The sequence below is a fragment of the Leclercia adecarboxylata genome (genome assembly GCF_006171285.1).
In the GTDB taxonomy this organism is placed as follows: Bacteria; Pseudomonadota; Gammaproteobacteria; order Enterobacterales; family Enterobacteriaceae; genus Enterobacter; species Enterobacter barmai.
Genome location: NZ_CP040889.1, coordinates 1,344,608 through 1,362,811, shown reverse-complemented (window position 1 = coordinate 1,362,811; position 18,204 = coordinate 1,344,608). Strand labels below are relative to the sequence as shown.

General features: G+C 59.8%; 18 protein-coding genes. 6 read left to right on the top strand and 12 right to left on the bottom strand.

From position 1 onward, the window contains the following. Window positions 1–162 precede the first annotated feature (162 nt). Window positions 163–2,145, top strand: a complete 1,983-nt coding sequence (locus FHN83_RS08235; protein ID WP_139563649.1) for a S8 family serine peptidase — start codon at window positions 163–165, stop codon at window positions 2,143–2,145. 47 nt (window positions 2,146–2,192) lie between these two features. On the opposite strand, the gene ureG is transcribed toward FHN83_RS08235, so the two are convergent. From ureG to plsY, 9 genes are all read right to left on the bottom strand, one after another. After that, window positions 2,193–2,810, bottom strand: coding sequence for an urease accessory protein UreG (gene ureG / locus FHN83_RS08230; RefSeq protein WP_039031748.1), 618 nt, complete (start codon window positions 2,808–2,810; stop codon window positions 2,193–2,195). A gap of 9 nt (window positions 2,811–2,819) precedes the next feature. Beyond that, a complete protein-coding gene (locus tag FHN83_RS08225; protein ID WP_139563648.1) occupies window positions 2,820–3,494 on the bottom strand; it encodes an urease accessory protein UreF in 675 nt (224 codons plus the stop codon). After that, entirely contained in the window at window positions 3,494–4,033 is a 540-nt protein-coding gene (locus FHN83_RS08220) for a HupE/UreJ family protein (protein ID WP_138370248.1), read from the bottom strand. The genes FHN83_RS08225 and FHN83_RS08220 overlap by 1 nt, the downstream gene beginning before the upstream one ends. Before the next feature lie 9 nt (window positions 4,034–4,042). Further along, on the bottom strand, window positions 4,043–4,507 hold the full coding sequence (gene ureE / locus FHN83_RS08215) for an urease accessory protein UreE (RefSeq protein WP_138370247.1): 465 nt from the start codon (window positions 4,505–4,507) through the stop codon (window positions 4,043–4,045). 9 nt (window positions 4,508–4,516) lie between these two features. Continuing rightward, complete coding sequence (ureC, locus tag FHN83_RS08210) at window positions 4,517–6,220, bottom strand: urease subunit alpha (protein WP_139563647.1); 1,704 nt, start codon at window positions 6,218–6,220, stop codon at window positions 4,517–4,519. Then, window positions 6,213–6,527: an urease subunit beta gene (locus FHN83_RS08205; RefSeq protein ID WP_039031753.1), complete on the bottom strand. Its 315-nt coding sequence runs from the start codon at window positions 6,525–6,527 to the stop codon at window positions 6,213–6,215. Before FHN83_RS08205 ends, ureC begins: the two co-directional genes overlap by 8 nt. Window positions 6,528–6,536: 9 nt before the next feature. Next, a complete protein-coding gene (locus FHN83_RS08200; protein ID WP_039031754.1) occupies window positions 6,537–6,839 on the bottom strand; it encodes an urease subunit gamma in 303 nt (100 codons plus the stop codon). 10 nt (window positions 6,840–6,849) lie between these two features. After that, window positions 6,850–7,677: an urease accessory protein UreD gene (locus tag FHN83_RS08195; protein ID WP_139563646.1), complete on the bottom strand. Its 828-nt coding sequence runs from the start codon at window positions 7,675–7,677 to the stop codon at window positions 6,850–6,852. A 213-nt stretch (window positions 7,678–7,890) separates the two neighbouring features. Then, window positions 7,891–8,505 carry a glycerol-3-phosphate 1-O-acyltransferase PlsY gene (gene plsY / locus FHN83_RS08190; protein ID WP_139563645.1) on the bottom strand — a complete coding sequence of 205 codons (615 nt, stop codon included), beginning with the start codon at window positions 8,503–8,505 and terminating at the stop codon, window positions 7,891–7,893. A gap of 107 nt (window positions 8,506–8,612) precedes the next feature. On the opposite strand from plsY, the gene folB reads away from it, so the two are divergent. Both folB and bacA read left to right on the top strand, forming a co-directional pair. Next, window positions 8,613–8,981 carry a bifunctional dihydroneopterin aldolase/7,8-dihydroneopterin epimerase gene (gene folB, locus FHN83_RS08185; RefSeq protein WP_039031757.1) on the top strand — a complete coding sequence of 123 codons (369 nt, stop codon included), beginning with the start codon at window positions 8,613–8,615 and terminating at the stop codon, window positions 8,979–8,981. 105 nt (window positions 8,982–9,086) lie between these two features. Continuing rightward, a complete protein-coding gene (bacA, locus tag FHN83_RS08180; RefSeq protein ID WP_039031758.1) occupies window positions 9,087–9,905 on the top strand; it encodes an undecaprenyl-diphosphate phosphatase in 819 nt (272 codons plus the stop codon). A gap of 10 nt (window positions 9,906–9,915) precedes the next feature. Here bacA and FHN83_RS08175 read toward each other — a convergent pair whose 3' ends face one another. After that, window positions 9,916–11,157, bottom strand: a complete 1,242-nt coding sequence (locus tag FHN83_RS08175) for a multifunctional CCA addition/repair protein (RefSeq protein ID WP_039031759.1) — start codon at window positions 11,155–11,157, stop codon at window positions 9,916–9,918. Between the two features lie 61 nt (window positions 11,158–11,218). After that, the gene (locus FHN83_RS08170; RefSeq protein ID WP_039031844.1) at window positions 11,219–11,839 is read right to left on the bottom strand and encodes a TIGR04211 family SH3 domain-containing protein; all 621 of its coding nucleotides are present in this window, start codon (window positions 11,837–11,839) and stop codon (window positions 11,219–11,221) included. A 238-nt stretch (window positions 11,840–12,077) separates the two neighbouring features. On the opposite strand from FHN83_RS08170, the gene FHN83_RS08165 reads away from it, so the two are divergent. Genes FHN83_RS08165 through hldE form a run of 3 tightly spaced genes read left to right on the top strand, consistent with a single transcriptional unit; the run spans window position 12,078 to window position 17,727 of the window. Next, complete coding sequence (locus tag FHN83_RS08165; protein ID WP_139563644.1) at window positions 12,078–13,379, top strand: inorganic triphosphatase; 1,302 nt, start codon at window positions 12,078–12,080, stop codon at window positions 13,377–13,379. An 18-nt stretch (window positions 13,380–13,397) separates the two neighbouring features. Continuing rightward, window positions 13,398–16,256 carry a bifunctional [glutamate--ammonia ligase]-adenylyl-L-tyrosine phosphorylase/[glutamate--ammonia-ligase] adenylyltransferase gene (gene glnE / locus FHN83_RS08160; RefSeq protein WP_139563643.1) on the top strand — a complete coding sequence of 953 codons (2,859 nt, stop codon included), beginning with the start codon at window positions 13,398–13,400 and terminating at the stop codon, window positions 16,254–16,256. A gap of 40 nt (window positions 16,257–16,296) precedes the next feature. Continuing rightward, window positions 16,297–17,727 (top strand): bifunctional D-glycero-beta-D-manno-heptose-7-phosphate kinase/D-glycero-beta-D-manno-heptose 1-phosphate adenylyltransferase HldE, encoded by a 1,431-nt coding sequence (hldE, locus tag FHN83_RS08155; RefSeq protein ID WP_138370241.1) that lies wholly within the window; start codon window positions 16,297–16,299, stop codon window positions 17,725–17,727. Between the two features lie 76 nt (window positions 17,728–17,803). Here the strand turns inward: hldE and ubiK are convergent, their stop codons facing one another. Beyond that, window positions 17,804–18,100 carry a ubiquinone biosynthesis accessory factor UbiK gene (gene ubiK / locus FHN83_RS08150; protein ID WP_138370240.1) on the bottom strand — a complete coding sequence of 99 codons (297 nt, stop codon included), beginning with the start codon at window positions 18,098–18,100 and terminating at the stop codon, window positions 17,804–17,806. Between the last annotated feature and the right edge of the window lie 104 nt (window positions 18,101–18,204).

The window sequence follows — 18,204 nt, the reverse complement described above, 5'->3', positions numbered from 1 at the left end:
CGTTGACATATTCTGGCAGGCTGTTATTAGCGGCTGAAAATTTCATGGCGAGAGTATTCTTATTTTTTAAAAGAAGGCTCTCATTGGCCATGGGGTATTTTTCATTCATGCTGAAAATCAGGAAGGTTATTAATTATATGTCATAAAGGAACGTTGGCTAAAATGAAAAAAAGTATTCTCTCACTGTTAATTTGCGCAGCAGTCACCTCTTCAGCCTGGGCCGAAACGGCACCGCAGGCTGAACTGGCTCAGACAGGTGAATCCTATGTGGCGATTGTGGTGAAGCTTAAGCCCAGCAAGCCACTGCTGAAATCGACCAGCACGCCTGCCACCACGACAGCGAGCAAATTAACCCTTAGCGACCCTACGCTGGTGCCCACCACCATGTTCCGGTCCAATAATTTACGCAGCAGCCAGTCTGATGAATTATCAGAGCTTAATGCACGATATGGCTTCGATCGTTATCTGCGTATCGAGTTGCCGGAAAACAAAAGCACCGATAAAGCCTATATTAATAGCGTGATCGCTGAACTGGAGCAAAACCAGAATATCGAACTTGTTTATCCCGAAACGCTGCCGGTCTCGCTTGATAAATACAATAAAGATGAAGGGCAAACGCAGCCGTTACTGACATCCTCATTGCAAAATACCGTCGGTGATGCCGCTGTACCCGATTTTCGTCAGCTGCAGGATTATGCAAAATCGCCAACTGACAAACGACAGGGTTATTATATGGGGGGCGTTAACCGCGACAGCGTAAACCAATATGCGGGTAATGCTGGCGACGGTGTGACGATTATTTCCATGGAGAACTATATCTGGAATACCAGCCATATTAACCTGCCAACCCCGGCCCTGACCAAGGGCGACAGCCGCTATCGTGTCGGTGACGACCACGATACTGCGTCCGTCGGCATCATGGCGGCGAAAGACATCGGCGCAGGCGTGCGCGGTCTGAGCTGGAAAAGCCGGGTAGGTTTCTCCGCATGGCAATATAACAACCTCTACAACATGATCCCCCTGCTGAAAGCGGGCGACGTGGTGCAGATGGGGATGCAGACCGGCGGTGGCGAAATCACGGGCTGTAACACTAACGCCTGCTATGTGCCGCAGGAAAACGTTCAGAGCTATTACGACATCATCAAGGCGCTGACCGACAAAGGCGTGTACGTGATCGAAGCGGCAGGCAACGGCAGCGTTAACCTTGACCATCCGGCATTCAACGGCAAATTTGATGTGAATACGCGCGATTCCGGGGCCATCATTGCCGGGGCATTCTGCGCCAAAGACGGTAAGAAAGCCTACTTCACCACCTACGGCTCCCGCGTCACCAGTTCATCCTGGGGATGCTGGGACGTCGCGACCACGGGCGGCGGCGATCTGTACAAAAGCACCAATGCGGAATACACCGCTACCTTCTCCGGCACCTCTTCCGCTAACCCTATTATTGCAGGTGTAGTGGCAAGTCTTTCTGGTATTGCCCAGGCGCACGGCATTACCGTGACGCCGGTGCAGATGCGCCAGATCCTGCAGGAAACTGGCACGCCGCTGGCAGGGGATAATTCGTCAAAAATTGGTACCCAGCCTGATATGGAACGTGCCGTAGCCCGCATTCTGGCGCTGAAGGACGGCGATAAAGTCCTGCCAGCACCGACCGCAGCGGCAGGTGCCGATCACACCATGGTTTTCCCCACCACCGGCGTAAGCACTTATCCGCTGGACGGCAGCCAGAGCCTGAACGCGAAGTCCTTTACCTGGAGCGTGACCAAAGGTTCCGGTACGTTCTGGCTGCAGGAGAAGCTGAACGGCAGCCTGGTCAGCAGCGTGAACAATGCTCACGCTTATGCGGTCATCCCGGCTAATACGGAAGGCGAGGTCACCTACACCCTCACCACCACCGGTGAAGACGGGCGTACTGCCCAGGACAGCATGACCATCAAGGTGAGCAAACCGGCGGCGCCCGCCAGCGATGTGGCGGCCTATAATCCGAAAATCGCCTATCCGAAAAAATGCACCAAAGTGTCGCATAACGGCAAAATCTGGTTTAACCAGTGGTACGTGAACCCGGGTCAGGAAGAGCCGGGCAAGGGCGGTACCTGGGGAGCATGGCGCGTGCAGGGCGCATCAGGAAACAGCTGTAAATAACAGCTGTTAATAACGGAAGCAGCCTGGCGTAATGCCAGGCTTTTTTATTACACCTTCAGCATTCCTTTCTCTTCCAGGAAGCTAATGATGGTCGCCAGCCCGTCACCCGCCTTCAGGTTGGTAAAGGTCCACGGGCGGTCGCCGCGCATGCGGTTGGTGTCGCGCTCCATCACCTCCAGCGAGGCACCGACGTAGGGGGCGAGATCCGTTTTGTTGATCACCAGAAAATCGGATTTGGTGATCCCCGGCCCGCCTTTGCGCGGGATCTTCTCCCCTTCCGCCACGTCGATCACGTAGATCGTCAGATCTGCCAGCTCCGGGCTGAAGGTGGCGCTGAGGTTGTCGCCGCCGCTCTCCACAAAGATCAGATCCAGATTGCCGAACTTCTCGCTTAACGCTTCCACCGCCGCCAGGTTCATCGAGGCATCTTCGCGGATCGCGGTATGCGGACAGCCGCCGGTCTCCACCCCCACGATGCGTTCCGGCTCAAGCGCCCCCGCCTCGGTGAGGATGCGCTGATCCTCTTTGGTGTAGATATCGTTGGTGACCACCGCCAGGTGCCAGGTGTCGCGCATCGCTTTACACAGTGCTTCCAGCAGGGCAGTTTTACCCGAACCCACCGGGCCGCCGACGCCCACGCGCAGGGGGTGTTTGTACTCAGACATAGAGACTCCTCAGGAACGGAATAACCGTGAATATTGTGTTTCGTGTCGCGCCGAAGCGATGGCGGCGAGCGGGGTGGCCGCGCCCAGCTCGTCATCGCTGCGCAGCAGCGCCTGCTCCAGCCCGTCGGCATAGCGATCGCAGAGCTCGATAATCAGCTGCTGGGCGGCCTGCTGCCCAAACGGCACCAGCTTCACGCCCGCCATCACCGCGCTCTCGATCCAACTGTAGCCGAGGCTCAGCGCCATCTCGCGCATCCCGATGTCCCAGCGCACGCCGAGCCACGCCATCCCGCACAGCTGGCTGCGGGCAAATAGCGACAGCCATTCGGGCGGGCAGTCCGGCTCCCAGTGCTTAATCAGCCGGGTGAACGCCGCCCCGCGGTTGCGCTCTTCTTCGCGCAACTCCCGGGTCTCCCGGCAGGCGAGCAGGTACGCCGTCCAGCGCGAGGCGGCAGCGATATCGTGCAGCTCGCAGGCGTGGTACAGACGGTAAAACAGCGGCAGATCGACGCAGAAAAAGCCCTGATCCATCTGCTGGCACTGCCAGCGCTTAAAGGCGTCGGCCGTCGTGACCCAGCCCGCTTCCACCGCCCACTCCAGCCCCTGGGACCAGGTAAAAGAGCCCACCGGCAGGCTGCTGCTGGAGAGCTGCATCAGGCGCAGCCACTGGCGGGACGACTCCATCAGCTCATCAGCGCCAGCAGGGCAGAGGCGATAAGCCCGCCGCCGAAGATTTTACGCAGCCCGTCGTGGCGGCGCAGCAGCATGCCTGCGGCAAAACTTGCGCACAGCACCGCGGCGCTGGCGAGCATAAAGCCGCTGGTGAACAACCAGAAGCTGTGGCCCGCCATCTCCACGCCGTGCGCCCAGCCGTGGAACATGGCAAGCAGAGGAACGGCCAGCAGCAGGCGGTTTTCGGTTCTGAACATCATGGCGCCACACACCGCCAGCGAGGCGATGATCAGCATCTCCATGCCGCTAAAGCCGCCCAACAGGCTGCCCGCAACGGCACCGGTCAGCATCATGCCGAGGGTGGCAAAGGGCATCAGCAGCCTGCGGCCGCTCAGGGCGGCGAGCACGCCCGCGCCGGTCAACATCAGAAGATGGTCAAGCCCGGTCAGGGGATGGAAAAAGCCCGCCTGAAAACTGTCGGTGCCGTGTCCCGGATGGGCCAGCGCGGGCAGAGAGAAGGCCAGCAGAAGCAGGGGTAACAACTTGCGCATGGTGAGTCCTTAATGTGAATGAGCGTGTGAGTGCGAATGTGAGTGCCCTTCGCTGGCATAAGCGCCCGCTTCCGGCTCAAAGGGCAGGGTGGCGAAGGCCACGTCCAGACCCAGCAGGTGCAGCATTTCGTCGAGCACGTGATCGTGGTGATAGCGCAGCTCGCCGGGCATGATCTGCAGCGGGACGTGGCGGTTGCCCAGGTGATAGCAGGCGCGGGCCAGCAGGAACGGATCGGCGCAGTGCACCACCGATAGCGGCTCCGGTGCGGCGATGACTTCCACCACTTCATGACCATCGTCACTGGCAAGCAGGTCGCCGCCCCGCAGCAGCAGACCGCGCGGCAGTATAAGACCGGCGTCGCGGCCATCGTTAAGCACCACGCGGGCGCGGCTCTTTACCCGCACATCAATGGGCAGCGTCACCTGTGCGGTAACGGGATGGGGATGATCGAGGCGTTGGGTTAAGGTGATCATAAAGGCTCCTCAGAACAGGAAATAGCGTTGCGCCATCGGCAGGATTTCTGCCGGTTCGCTTGTAATCAGTTCCCCGTCAATGCGCACCTCGTAGGTTTGCGCATCCACGGTAATGTTCGGCTGCAGGCCGTTGTGGATCATGTCGGCCTTTTTCACCGTCCGGCAGCCTTTAACCACGGCGATGGCGCTCTGCAGGTTCAGCTGCTGCGCAATGCCGTTATCGGCTGCGGCCCGGGAGAGAAACGTCAGGCGGGTGGCGTGACGGGCGGCACCCAGCGCGCCAAACATCGGCCGGTAGTGCACCGGCTGCGGCGTCGGGATCGAGGCGTTAATGTCGCCCATCGGCGCGCAGGCGATCATCCCGCCTTTGACGATGGTGGCGGGCTTCACGCCGAAGAAGGCCGGGGACCAGACCACCAGGTCCGCCAGTTTTCCGGCCTCAACCGATCCGACTTCATGGGCAATACCGTGGGTCAGCGCCGGGTTGATGGTGTACTTGGCGATATAGCGCTTCACGCGCAGGTTATCGTTATCGCCGGTTTCCTCCGCCAGCGGGCCGCGCTGGACCTTCATGCGGTGCGCCACCTGCCAGGTGCGGATAATCACTTCTCCCACCCGGCCCATCGCCTGCGAGTCTGACGAGGTGAGCGAGAATGCGCCGATATCGTGCAGCACGTCTTCTGCCGCGATGGTCTCCCGGCGAATGCGCGATTCGGCAAAGGCCACGTCCTCGGCGATATCCGGGTCGAGATGGTGGCAGACCATCAGCATGTCCAGATGTTCGTCGATGGTGTTGACGGTGTAGGGGAGCGTCGGGTTGGTGGAGGAGGGCAGAATATTCGGGTGCGCGCAGGCGGTAATAATATCCGGCGCGTGGCCGCCGCCCGCCCCTTCGGTGTGGAAGGTGTGGATAGTGCGCCCGGCGATGGCCGCCAGGGTGTCTTCCACGAATCCGCCCTCGTTGAGGGTGTCGCTGTGCAGCGCCACCTGAATATCCATCTCGTCTGCCACCGTCAGGGAACAGTCAATGGCGGCAGGCGTTGAGCCCCAGTCCTCGTGGATTTTCAGGCCAATCGCCCCGGCTGCAACCTGTTCGCGCAGGGCATCCGGGTTTGAGGCGTTGCCTTTACCCAGCAGGCCGACGTTCACCGGCAGGGTATCAATGGCCTGCAGCATGCGCGTGATATACCAGGGGCCCGGCGTGCAGGTGGTGGCGTTGGTGCCTGCGGCAGGGCCGGTGCCGCCGCCGATCATGGTGGTGACGCCGGAGACCAGCGCCTCTTCCGCCTGCTGCGGGCAGATCCAGTGGATGTGGGTATCGACCCCGCCTGCAGTGACGATCTTCCCTTCGGCGGCGATCACTTCCGTGGCCGCGCCAATCGGGATCGTCACGCCGGGCTGAATGTCCGGGTTGCCCGCTTTGCCGATGGCGAAGATCCTGCCGTCTTTCACGCCGATATCGGCTTTAACGATCCCCCAGTGATCGACGATCAGGGCGTTGGTCAACACCAGATCCACGCACTCCTGCGCCAGCATCTGTCCCTGGCCCATGCCGTCGCGGATCACTTTTCCGCCGCCGAACTTCACCTCTTCGCCGTAGATCGTCAGATCGTTTTCCACCTCGATCCACAGTTCGGTGTCGGCCAGACGAACCTTATCCCCGGTGGTGGGGCCAAACATGTCGGCATACGCCTGACGCGAAATTTCAGCCATGGTTAACCTCGCCCATCACCTCGCCGCGAAAGCCGACAATACGCTGCGCGCCAGAGACCTCGACCAGCGTGACGGCACGCTTCTGGCCCGGCTCAAAGCGCACGGCGGTGCCTGCGGCAATGTTCAGCCGGTAGCCTCGGGTCGCCTCACGATCGAACTTCAGCGCCGGGTTCACCTCATAAAAGTGGTAGTGGGATCCCACCTGGATCGGGCGGTCGCCGTGGTTTTCGACGATCACCGTCTGGGTTTTGCGATCCGCATTAATAACGATCTGGCCGGGTTGTATCTGATATTCACCTGGGATCATGCTGCCCCCTCAGAGGATCGGGTTGTGGACGGTGACGAGCTTGGAGCCGTCCGGGAAGGTGGCCTCCACCTGAATGTCCGGGATCATCTCCGGCACGCCCTCCATCACCTGCGCGCGGGTCAGGACATGGCGGCCCGCTTCCATCAGTTCCGCAACCGTCTGCCCGTCGCGCGCCCCTTCCATAATGAAGGCGCTGATCAGGGCCACCGATTCCGGGTAATTGAGCTTCACGCCGCGGGCGAGGCGACGCTCCGCCACCAGCGCGGCGGTAAACAGCAACAGCTTGTCTTTTTCTCTGGGGGTCAGTTCCATCGTGCTTCTCTCAGGTGTGCCAGATGCGGGGCGAGCAGGGAGCTCTGGCGGTAAGTTGCGGACGCAGGTGCTGCCAGATCTCACGCATCGCCTGCTGGCAAATCAGGTTGTCATGGGCAAGAAAGCGCACCGACAGCAGGCCGTCGGTGAGGGTGGCTCCGGCAACCTGTTGCAGCGGGGCCAGCAGCGCGCGGACATCCTCCAGCTGCGCGTCGCTGGCGGGATAAAACAGCAGCGTGCCGATCCACGGATGTTCCGCCACCGGCGTCAGATCGCCGTCTGCCAGATGCTGGCGTTCGATTAACAGCGGCTCGCCCTCAAGCCAGACTTCGAGGCGGCTCTCAATACGACCGTGGCTAAAGGCCTCGTTGATCACCGGGCGGCCCAGGCAAAACAGCTCCCAGGCCAGCAGCGTGCTGCTGCGCTGGAGATGAAACACCGAGCGCAGGGCGGCGTTGCAGCCGGGGAAGAAAATCGTGTCCTGCGGCAGCCACTCGAGGGTTGCCTGCTCGTCCAGGGTGAAGTGCTGATCCAGCCGCGCCAGCGCGCCCGTGCTGCGATAGAACTTGCTGGCGCCGGGCATGGTGATCAATGCATGGCTTCTGGCCTCAAGGTGGATCCCGATCGCCAGTTCGTCCCCGCCGACAATCCCGCCAGGGGGATGCAGCAGATAGAGATGGCAGGTTTCGCCTTCGGGATAGAACGGGCGTTGCACGGTGAGCGGCCCGACGTGGCGGGCAGAGTGAAGGAGGGTTTTTTCAGGCGTGTGGGAAAAGTGCAGCGCAAGGGATGCCTGCCAGCCTTTCGCTGTTTTTTCATCTGCCTGAGTTGCTGACATGCTTCATCCATCTGCTCGCCGTCGGGTTTTTTTAGTATGCCCTGGCGGAAATGAAGGCTGTCATATGAGTCGCTTATGGATGGGGGGCCGCAATGCCCGGCGGCGCTGCGCTTGCCGGGCCTACGGATGGTGCATGTTGTGGATTTTGTAGGCCGGGTAAGGCGCAGCCGCCACCCGGCTTCTCCGTCGCTCAACACCGGTGCCGCTAAAACCCTACTGCGGCTCTTTCTTCTTCCGCTTCAACTTGCTCCAGATCTTCGTCTCCTGGCGGCGCCACAACCTCTGAATATTGTCATGATGACGCAACAGGATCAGACAAGAGAGCATCGACACCGGAAAGGTAAACTGCGGCTTAAACCACCAGACGTAAAACGGGGCAATCAGCGCGCTGACGATGGCGCCAAGAGAAGAGTAACCGCTAAGCAACACGCTGAGCAGCCAGGTACCGGCCATCACGCCGGTCAGATCCCAGCCGATAGGCGCAATGGCACCGAAGGCAGTGGCGACGCCTTTTCCGCCTTTAAAACCAAAGAATACTGGCCAGATGTGGCCCAGACAGGCGGCAATCGCAATCAGCCCCAGCCAGAACGGCGTGACGCCCAGCGCATACGCGCCCCAGACGGGAAGCATTCCTTTCAGAACGTCAAAAATCAAAACCGCTACGGCTGCTCCTTTGCCGCCAATTCGTAGTACATTGGTCGCCCCCGGATTCCCGGAACCGCTTACGCGTGGGTCGGGTAACACGGCAATACGGCAGACCAGAATGGCGCTGGAAATTGAGCCGCAAAGGTAGGCGAGGAGGATCATTCCAGGCGCGATTGCACTCATAACGCTGTTCCGTTTTGAAAATGTCGTTTTGTACTTAGCATCTGTGGATAATACGCATAATTCGCCGGGAGTGGTATCCGGTTTAGCCAAAAACCAGGCAGGTCGTGATGGATATAGTATTTATAGAGCAACTTTCGGTAATCACCACTATTGGGGTGTATGACTGGGAACAGACCATCGAACAGAAACTCGTGTTCGATATCGAAATGGGCTGGGATAACGTCGCTGCGGCAAAAAGCGATGATGTAAACGACTGTCTGAGCTATGCCGACGTGAGTGAAGCGGTCATCAGCCACGTGGAAGGCCAGCGTTTTGCGCTGGTGGAGCGCGTGGCGGAAGAGGTGGCGGAGCTGCTGCTGAGCCGCTTCAATTCCCCATGGGTGCGCATCAAACTCAGCAAGCCTGGCGCAGTGGCGCGGGCCGCCAACGTCGGCGTCATTATTGAGCGTAGCCAAAATCTGAAAGGAAATATTTAACGGTATAAACGTTAAACCAATTCCTGTTAAATCAGTCTTACAGCTGTTCCTTTTACGGTTACCCTCGCGGTAACCCGTTTTTTCTGTCTTTTTAGGGGTTTATTGATGAGCGATATGCACTCCCTGCTGGTGGCAGCAATACTGGGTGTGGTCGAAGGATTGACAGAGTTTTTGCCGGTTTCCAGTACAGGCCACATGATCATTGTCGGCCACCTGCTGGGGTTCGAGGGCGAAACGGCGAAAACCTTTGAAGTGGTGATCCAGTTAGGATCCATTCTGGCGGTGGTGGTGATGTTCTGGCGTCGCCTGTTCGGCCTGATTGGCATTCATTTTGGTCATCCGCCGCATGAAGGTTCCGGCAAAGGGCGTCTGACGCTGCTGCACATTCTGCTCGGCATGATCCCGGCGGTGGTGCTGGGGCTGGTGCTCCACGACACCATCAAGTCGCTGTTTAACCCGATTAACGTGATGTATGCCCTGGTGGTCGGCGGTGTCCTGCTGATTGCCGCCGAGCTGCTGAAGCCGAAAGAGCCGCGCGCACCGGGTCTGGATGATATGACCTACCGTCAGGCGTTTATGATTGGCTGCTTCCAGTGTCTGGCGCTGTGGCCGGGCTTCTCCCGCTCCGGGGCGACGATTTCAGGCGGGATGCTGATGGGGGTGAGCCGCTATGCGGCCTCTGAGTTCTCCTTCCTGCTGGCGGTGCCGATGATGATGGGCGCCACCGCGCTCGACCTCTACAAGAGCTACCACTTCCTGACCGCCGGTGACATCCCGATGTTTGCGGTGGGCTTTATCACCGCCTTTATCGTGGCGCTGATCGCCATCAAAACCTTCCTGCAGCTGATCAAGCGCATCTCGTTTATCCCGTTCGCCATCTATCGCTTTATCGTGGCGGCCGCGGTTTACGTGGTCTTCTTCTGATTGCCCGCCCTCAGCCTTCAGGCTGGGGGCAACGCTTTTCCTTCCAGTCCGCTACCGCCTTAATCCGCCGTTTGGTTAACTCTTCCCGAATCTCCGGGCCTTTAAATCCGGCTTCGACCACCGCTTTCGTCGGCACGGCTTTCGCCACGATCCACGCTTCGCGCAGCAACCGCCCCTGCGGATAATCACAGGCTTCAAACCCGGTGCGCCCGCGCACGTCGGCTTCGCTGGTTAAGGCGATCTGCTCCACGCGCTGCGGCTTGCGCCAGGCGTCAATGCTGTCGAACAGCTTAACGATGGTGGCCGGTTTGAGGATCGGGAAGGTGTGGATCAGGTCATGGAACTCGGCGACCAGCTTCGCCAGATCGCGGATTTCGTTAGGCACCCGCATCCGCTGGCAGACCTTTTCCACCAGACGCACGCCTGCCGGGCCGTGTCCGTGGTGGCGCGGCCATAATTCAGGCGGGGTTAATCCCTTGCCGAGGTCGTGGCAGAGGGTGGCAAAGCGGACATCCACCTCCGGGCTGAGCATCGCCGCCATGCTCAGGGTCATCAGGGTATGGATACCGGTATCGATCTCGGGGTGCCACTTCGCCGGGGCCGGTACGCCAAACAGCGCGTCCAGTTCCGGGAACAGCACCTTCAGCGCGCCGCAGTCGCGCAGCACCTGGAAGAAAACCTGCGGATTACGCGTGGTCAGCGCATTCTCGGTCTCTTTCCACACGCGTTCGGGGGTAAGGTGTTCCAGCTCGCCTGCTTCGGTCATCGCGGTCATCAGCGCCAGGGTTTCATCGGCGATGCGGAAGCTCAGATGGGCATAGCGGGCAGCAAAACGCGCCACGCGCAGTACGCGGAGCGGATCTTCGGAAAAAGCGGGGGAAACATGGCGCAGAATGCGGTTTTGCAGATCCGTCTGACCGCCGTAGGCATCAATAATATGGCCGTCTTCATCCTGCGCGAGGGCGTTGATGGTCAGGTCACGGCGCTGCAAATCGTCTTCGAGGGTGACGTCCGGGTCGGCATGGCAGGTGAAACCGGTGTAGCCGACGCCGGATTTGCGCTCGGTACGCGCCAGAGCATACTCCTGGCGGCTTTGGGGGTGCAGAAAGACAGGAAAATCGCGGCCTACCTGCTGGTAGCCCGCATCGAGCATCTCCTGAGGGGTGGCTCCCACCACCACCCAGTCTTTATCTTTGACCGGCAGACCTAACAACGCATCACGAACCGCACCACCGACCAGATAAATCTTCACGCCACACTCTCCCGTATCAAAATTTGGCAAAATAATACGTAAGTGTGGCAGAGATAGCGATTTAGTTCATCCAGCGGTCTTTACGCTTACGGCTCGGCACCAGATGCGGCAGCACCAGACCCAGCAGCAGACCCATACCCAGCACGCCGCCGCCATACATAAACCACTGCATGATGATGGTGCGCTGTTTGTCATCCAGCTGCAGGTTGGCTGCGCTCACCTTTTTCTGGGCGACGATGAGCTCGTTTTTCAGCTTCTGGTTTTCGTCTTTGAGACCGTTGATCACCCCGTCGCTCTGGGCCACTTTCTGCTGCATTTCAGCCGTGCGCTGATTCCAGGTGGCGTCGATGTTGGTGAGTTTGTCGGTCAGGGTTTTGACCTGGTTTTCCAGATCCGGCACGCGGGTGCGCAGGCTTGGGCTGGTGCTAAGCTCTTTCAACGGGATCCACGCGGTACGGCCGCTGCTGTCGCGCACCTGGCCATAGCTGGAGTCGGCGTTGCTCTGTAACAGCACCACTTCCTCGCCGGCATTAATCGTACCCACGAGGCGATAATTGTCACCCGGTCCACTGCGTACCCAGGTATTCAGTTCGTCAGAAACGTAGCGTTTCTCTTCAGCGTGAACCGCTGTCGCGGCGCTAAAGGCAAGTAATGTCAGTCCGATTAGGCGTAATTTAAGCATCAGGCAGTCGTTATTTTCATAAAAAGTGGAACGATAGTAGTGGTAACGGCTTCTCCACGCAAAGGATTCGTCAGCATTCGGAATCCTCCGTGTACTGTTTGCCACTTTTGCAAACTCTACGGCCGTCAAATTGCTCATTGCGTGGCAATCTGGCGCAAAATACTATTTACTGACAAAAAACTGGCGAGTAAGTTCGCCTAAATTTACCCCGCAGTGCTGCAATCAAAAGAACAAGGCCATGGCTCAGGAAATCGAATTAAAGTTTATCGTTGAAAATGACAGCGTTGACGCGCTGAAAAACCATCTGCACCAGCTGACAGGTGAACATCACGAGCCGGTGCAACTGCTCAACATCTATTACGAAACCCAGGACCTGTGGCTGCGTCGCCATGATATGGGGCTGCGCATCCGCGGTGTTGATGGTCGCTACGAGATGACCATGAAAATCGCCGGCCGCGTGGTCGGCGGCCTGCATCAGCGCCCGGAATACAATATTGAAATTGACCAGCCTGCGCTGGATCTGGCGCGCTTCCCGGCGGAAGTGTGGCCGGAAGGCCAGTTGCCTGAAGGGCTGCAGGAGAGCGCCAGCCCGCTATTCAGCACCGATTTCTGGCGCGAAAAGTGGCTGGTGAACGAAGGGAAGAGCCGCATCGAAATCGCCCTCGACCGGGGCGAGGTGAAAGCGGGTGAGTTCCAGGAACCCATCTGCGAGCTGGAGCTTGAGCTGCTGGAAGGCCACGCCGATGACGTGCTGAAGCTGGCGCGCAAGCTGGTGACCCAGAGCGGTCTGCGTCAGGGGAGCCTGAGCAAGGCGGCCCGTGGCTATCATCTGGCCCAGGGCAATGCGCCGCGCACCCTTAAACCGCTTGAGATTATGCGCGTCGCGCCAAAGTCGTCCATTGAGCAGGGGTTTGAAGCCTCGCTGGAGCTGGCGCTGAGCCAGTGGCAATACCACGAAGAGCTGTGGGTCCGCGGCGTGAAAGGGGCGAAAGCCGAGGTGCTGGCGGCGATGGCGCTGGTGCGCCACAGCCTGACGCTGTTCGGCGGTATTGTTCCACGTAAAGCGAGTGCTCACTTACGCGATCTGCTGACCCAGACCGAAACCCTGATGGCGTCGGATGTCTCTGCCGAGACGGCGGTCTACAGCCCGCAAACCGCTACCGCGAAACTGGCGCTGACCGAGTTTCTGGTGACCCGCGGCTGGCGTACCTTCCTGGATGCAAAAGCGCAGGCCAAAATTGCCGATAACTTCAAGCGTTTCGCCGATATCCAGCTCTCCCGCCACGCGGCGGAACTGAAAACCATTTTCGCCCATCCGCTGGGCGACCAGTATGGCGATCAGCTGATTCGTCTGGCGCGTAACGTCGACAGCATGCTGCTTCTGTCAGGGGCGTACGACGGCCCGGCGGCCCGCGCCTGGCTGGAAAACTGGCAGGGGCTGCTGTATGCCATCAAGACCCGCCAGCACATTGAAATTGAGCATTTCCGTAACGAAGCCATTTCGCAGGAGCCATTCTGGCTGCACAGCGGAAAACGTTAACGCAGGCAAGGAACCCCCATGATGCCGCTTTCTTCACCCTTACAGCAGCAGTGGCAGACGGTATGTGAGCGTCTGCCGGAAGCATTACCCGCCTCGTCATTAAGCGAGCAGGCCCGGCAGATGCTGGCGTTCAGCGACTTCGTGCAGGAGAGCGTCACCGCCCATCCTGACTGGCTGACTGAACTTGAGGCCGCGCCTCCCCAGGCGGATGAGTGGCAGCACTACGCCCGGTGGTTAGGCGACGCGCTGGCGGAGGTCAGCGATGAAGCCGCGCTGATGCGCGTGCTGCGCCACTTCCGCCGTCGGGTGATGGTGCGCATCGCCTGGGCGCAGGCGCTGATGCTGGTGAGTGAAGAGAGCACGTTGCAGCAGTTAAGTCACCTGGCGGAAACCCTGATCGTCGCCGCGCGCGACTGGCTGTACGACGCCTGCTGCCGGGAATGGGGCACGCCGTGCAGCGATGAAGGCGCCCCGCAGCCGCTGCTGATTTTAGGGATGGGCAAGCTCGGCGGCGGTGAACTCAATTTCTCGTCGGACATCGACCTGATCTTCGCCTGGCCGGAGAAGGGCACCACCCGCGGTGGACGCCGTGAGCTGGATAACGCCCAGTTCTTTACCCGTCTGGGTCAGCGGCTGATTAAGGCCCTGGATCAACCCACGCAGGATGGCTTTGTCTATCGCGTGGATATGCGCCTGCGTCCGTTCGGCGACAGCGGCCCACTGGTGCTGAGCTTTGCCGCGCTGGAAGACTATTACCAGGAGCAGGGGCGCGACTGGGAGCGCTACGCGATGGTTAAGGCGCGGATCATGGGCGATAACGACGGCGCCTATGCCTCTGAGCTGCGCGCCATGCTGCGCCCGTTCGTGTTCCGTCGCTACATTGACTTCAGCGTTATTCAGTCGCTGCGCAACATGAAAGGGATGATTGCCCGGGAAGTGCGGCGTCGCGGCCTGAAAGACAACATCAAGCTGGGGGCGGGCGGCATCCGCGAGATCGAGTTTATTGTCCAGGTATTCCAGCTGATCCGCGGCGGACGCGAGCCGTCGCTGCAGTCCCGCTCGCTGCTGCCGACGCTTGAGGCTATCGCGCAGCTTAACCTGCTGGCGGAAGGCGACGCGCAAATCCTGCGTGACGCCTACCTCTTTTTGCGTCGGCTGGAGAACCTGCTGCAGAGCATTAACGACGAACAAACCCAGACCCTGCCGGGGGATGAACTCAATCGCGCCCGCCTCGCCTGGGGCATGCGCGTGGACGACTGGCAGGCGCTGACCGACGCGCTGGATGCGCATATGGCAGCGGTACGACGTATTTTTAACGACCTGATCGGCGACGATGAAAGCGAATCGCAGGATTATGAGCTGTCCGAGCACTGGCGCGAGCTGTGGCAGGATGCGCTGCAGGAAGATGACACTACCCCGGTGCTGGCGCATTTAAGTGACGACGACCGTCATCGGGTGGTGGCGCTGATTGCCGACTTCCGCCTTGAGCTGAACAAGCGCGCCATTGGCCCGCGCGGGCGGCAGGTGCTCGACCACCTGATGCCGCACCTGCTCAGCGACGTCTGCTCCCGCGCCGATGCCCCGGTGCCGCTGTCGCGCCTGACTCCGCTGCTCAGCGGGATCATCACCCGTACTACCTATCTGGAGCTGCTGAGCGAGTTCCCTGGCGCGCTTAAGCACCTGATTTCGCTCTGTGCCGCCTCGCCGATGGTGGCGACCAAGCTGGCGCGCTATCCGCTGCTGCTGGATGAGCTGCTCGATCCCAACACCCTCTATCAGCCGACTGCGACCGACGCCTACCGGGACGAGCTGCGTCAGTATCTGCTACGCGTGCCGGAAGAGGACGAAGAGCAACAGCTGGAGGCGCTGCGCCAGTTTAAGCAGGCGCAGCTGCTGCGCGTGGCCGCTGCCGATATCGCCGGAACGCTGCCGGTAATGAAAGTGAGCGATCACTTAACCTGGCTGGCGGAAGCCATTATCGATGCCGTGGTCCATCAGGCATGGGTGCAGATGGTGGCGCGTTACGGCCAGCCGAAGCACCTGGCCGATCGGGAAGGGCGCGGCTTTGCGGTGGTGGGATACGGCAAGCTGGGCGGCTGGGAGCTGGGCTACAGCTCCGATCTGGATCTGATTTTCCTGCACGATTGCCCGGTGGATGTGATGACCGACGGCGAGCGTGAGATCGACGGGCGTCAGTTCTACCTGCGACTGGCCCAGCGCATCATGCACCTGTTCAGCACCCGCACCTCGTCGGGCATTCTGTATGAAGTGGATGCCCGCCTGCGTCCGTCCGGGGCGGCGGGCATGCTGGTGACATCCACCGAGTCGTTCGCCGAGTATCAGAAGAACGAGGCCTGGACGTGGGAACATCAGGCCCTGGTGCGCGCCCGGGTGGTATACGGCGATCCGCAGCTGAAAGCGCAGTTCGATGCCATTCGTCGTGACGTGCTCACCGCCACGCGAGAGGGCCAGACGCTGCAGACCGAGGTGCGCGAGATGCGCGAGAAAATGCGCGCCCATCTTGGGAACAAACACAAGGATCGCTTTGATATTAAAGCCGATGAGGGCGGTATCACCGATATTGAGTTTATTACCCAGTATCTGGTGCTGCGCGACGCCCACGCCAAACCGAAGCTGACCCGCTGGTCGGATAACGTGCGCATTCTGGAACTGCTGGCTCAGAACGACATTATGGACGAGCACGAGGCGCTGGCGCTGACCCGGGCTTACACCACGCTGCGCGATGAGCTGCACCATCTGGCGCTGCAGGAGCAGCCCGGTCATCTGCCGCTCGACTGCTTTAACGCCGAGCGAGAGCTGGTGCGCGCCTGCTGGCAGAAGTGGCTGGTGGAACCGTGCGTAACAAAACAAGTGTGATATTATCGCGCGCAAATTGTGAATCTTTCTGGAGTCAGGAATGAAAGTAACACTGCCAGAGTTTGAACGTGCTGGAGTTATGGTTGTTGGCGATGTCATGCTGGATCGCTACTGGTATGGGCCAACCAGCCGCATTTCCCCGGAAGCGCCGGTCCCGGTGGTGAAGGTGGATACCATTGAAGAGCGTCCTGGCGGCGCGGCAAACGTGGCGATGAACATTGCGTCTCTCGGCGCGCATTCCCGTCTGGTGGGCTTAACCGGCATCGATGACGCCGCACGGGCGCTGAGCAAGACGCTGGCGGATGTGAACGTCAAATGTGATTTCGTTTCTGTTCCGACGCACCCGACCATCACCAAGCTGCGCGTGCTGTCGCGCAACCAGCAGCTGATCCGCCTCGATTTTGAAGAGGGCTTTGAAGGCGTGGATCCTGAGCCGCTGCACGAGCGCATCAACCAGGCGCTGGGCAACATCGGCGCGCTGGTGCTCTCTGACTACGCGAAAGGGGCGCTGGCCAGCGTTCAGCAGATGATCAAACTGGCGCGCGCTGCCGGTGTGCCGGTGCTGATCGACCCGAAAGGCACCGACTTCGAACGCTATCGCGGGGCGACGCTGCTGACGCCTAACCTCTCTGAATTTGAAGCGGTGGCGGGTAAATGCAAAACCGAGGATGAGATTGTCGAGCGCGGCATGAAGATCATCGCCGATTTTGACTTCTCCGCCCTGCTGGTGACCCGTTCCGAGCAGGGGATGACCCTGCTGCAGCCGGGTAAAGCGCCGCTGCATATGCCCACTCAGGCGCAGGAAGTGTATGACGTCACCGGTGCGGGCGATACGGTGATTGGCGTGCTGGCGGCCACCCTGGCGGCGGGCAACACCCTGGAAGAGGCCTGCTATTTTGCTAACGCCGCTGCAGGCGTTGTGGTGGGCAAATTGGGTACCTCTACCGTTTCGCCAATCGAGCTGGAAAACGCGGTGCGCGGTCGTGCCGATACCGGTTTTGGCGTGATGAGCGAAGACGAGCTGAAAGTGGCCGTTGCCGCCGCGCGTAAGCGTGGTGAAAAAGTGGTGATGACCAACGGCGTGTTCGACATTCTGCACGCGGGTCACGTCTCTTATCTGGCGAACGCGCGCAAGCTGGGCGATCGCCTGATTGTGGCGGTGAACAGCGATGCGTCTACCAAACGTCTGAAGGGCGAAACCCGTCCGGTGAACCCGCTTGAGCAGCGGATGATCGTGCTGGGCGCGCTGGAAGCGGTGGACTGGGTCGTCTCGTTCGAAGAAGACACCCCACAGCGTCTGATTGCCGGGATCCTGCCGGATCTGCTGGTTAAGGGCGGTGACTACAAGCCTGAACAGATCGCGGGTAGCGAAGAGGTGTGGGCTAACGGCGGGGAAGTGATGGTGCTCAACTTTGAGGACGGGTGTTCAACCACCAACATCATTAAGAAGATCCAGAAAGACAGCAAGTAGCCGGTGCGGGCTGATGCCCTCACCCCAACATAAGCTTGTAGGCCCGGTAAGCGAAGCGCCACCGGGCGTTACAGGCTTAAGCCTGATCGTCCACCGGTGGGATCGCCGGGGCCGGTTTTACTTCATCAACAACATTACGGTTTTCCAGCTCGGTCAGGCGCTGCTCCAGCAGGGCAATCTTCTCGCGGGTGCGCAACAGCACCTGCGTCTGCACGTCAAATTCTTCACGGCTGACCAGATCCAGACGCATCAGCTGCGCCTGCAGCACCTGGCGGATCTTTTTCTCAACGTCATCACCAAACTCACGCACGCCTTTTGGCATGGATTCATGGACCTGGCGGGCAAGTTGTTCAATTTTTTTTGGGTCGATCATCATAGTTCCCTTGAAGAAAAGGTGTTTAGAACCATTGTAGCGCGTTACGGGGATCCTTAAACCAGAATTGTGTGAAGCTTATGCGTTGCCGAACATAATCATTA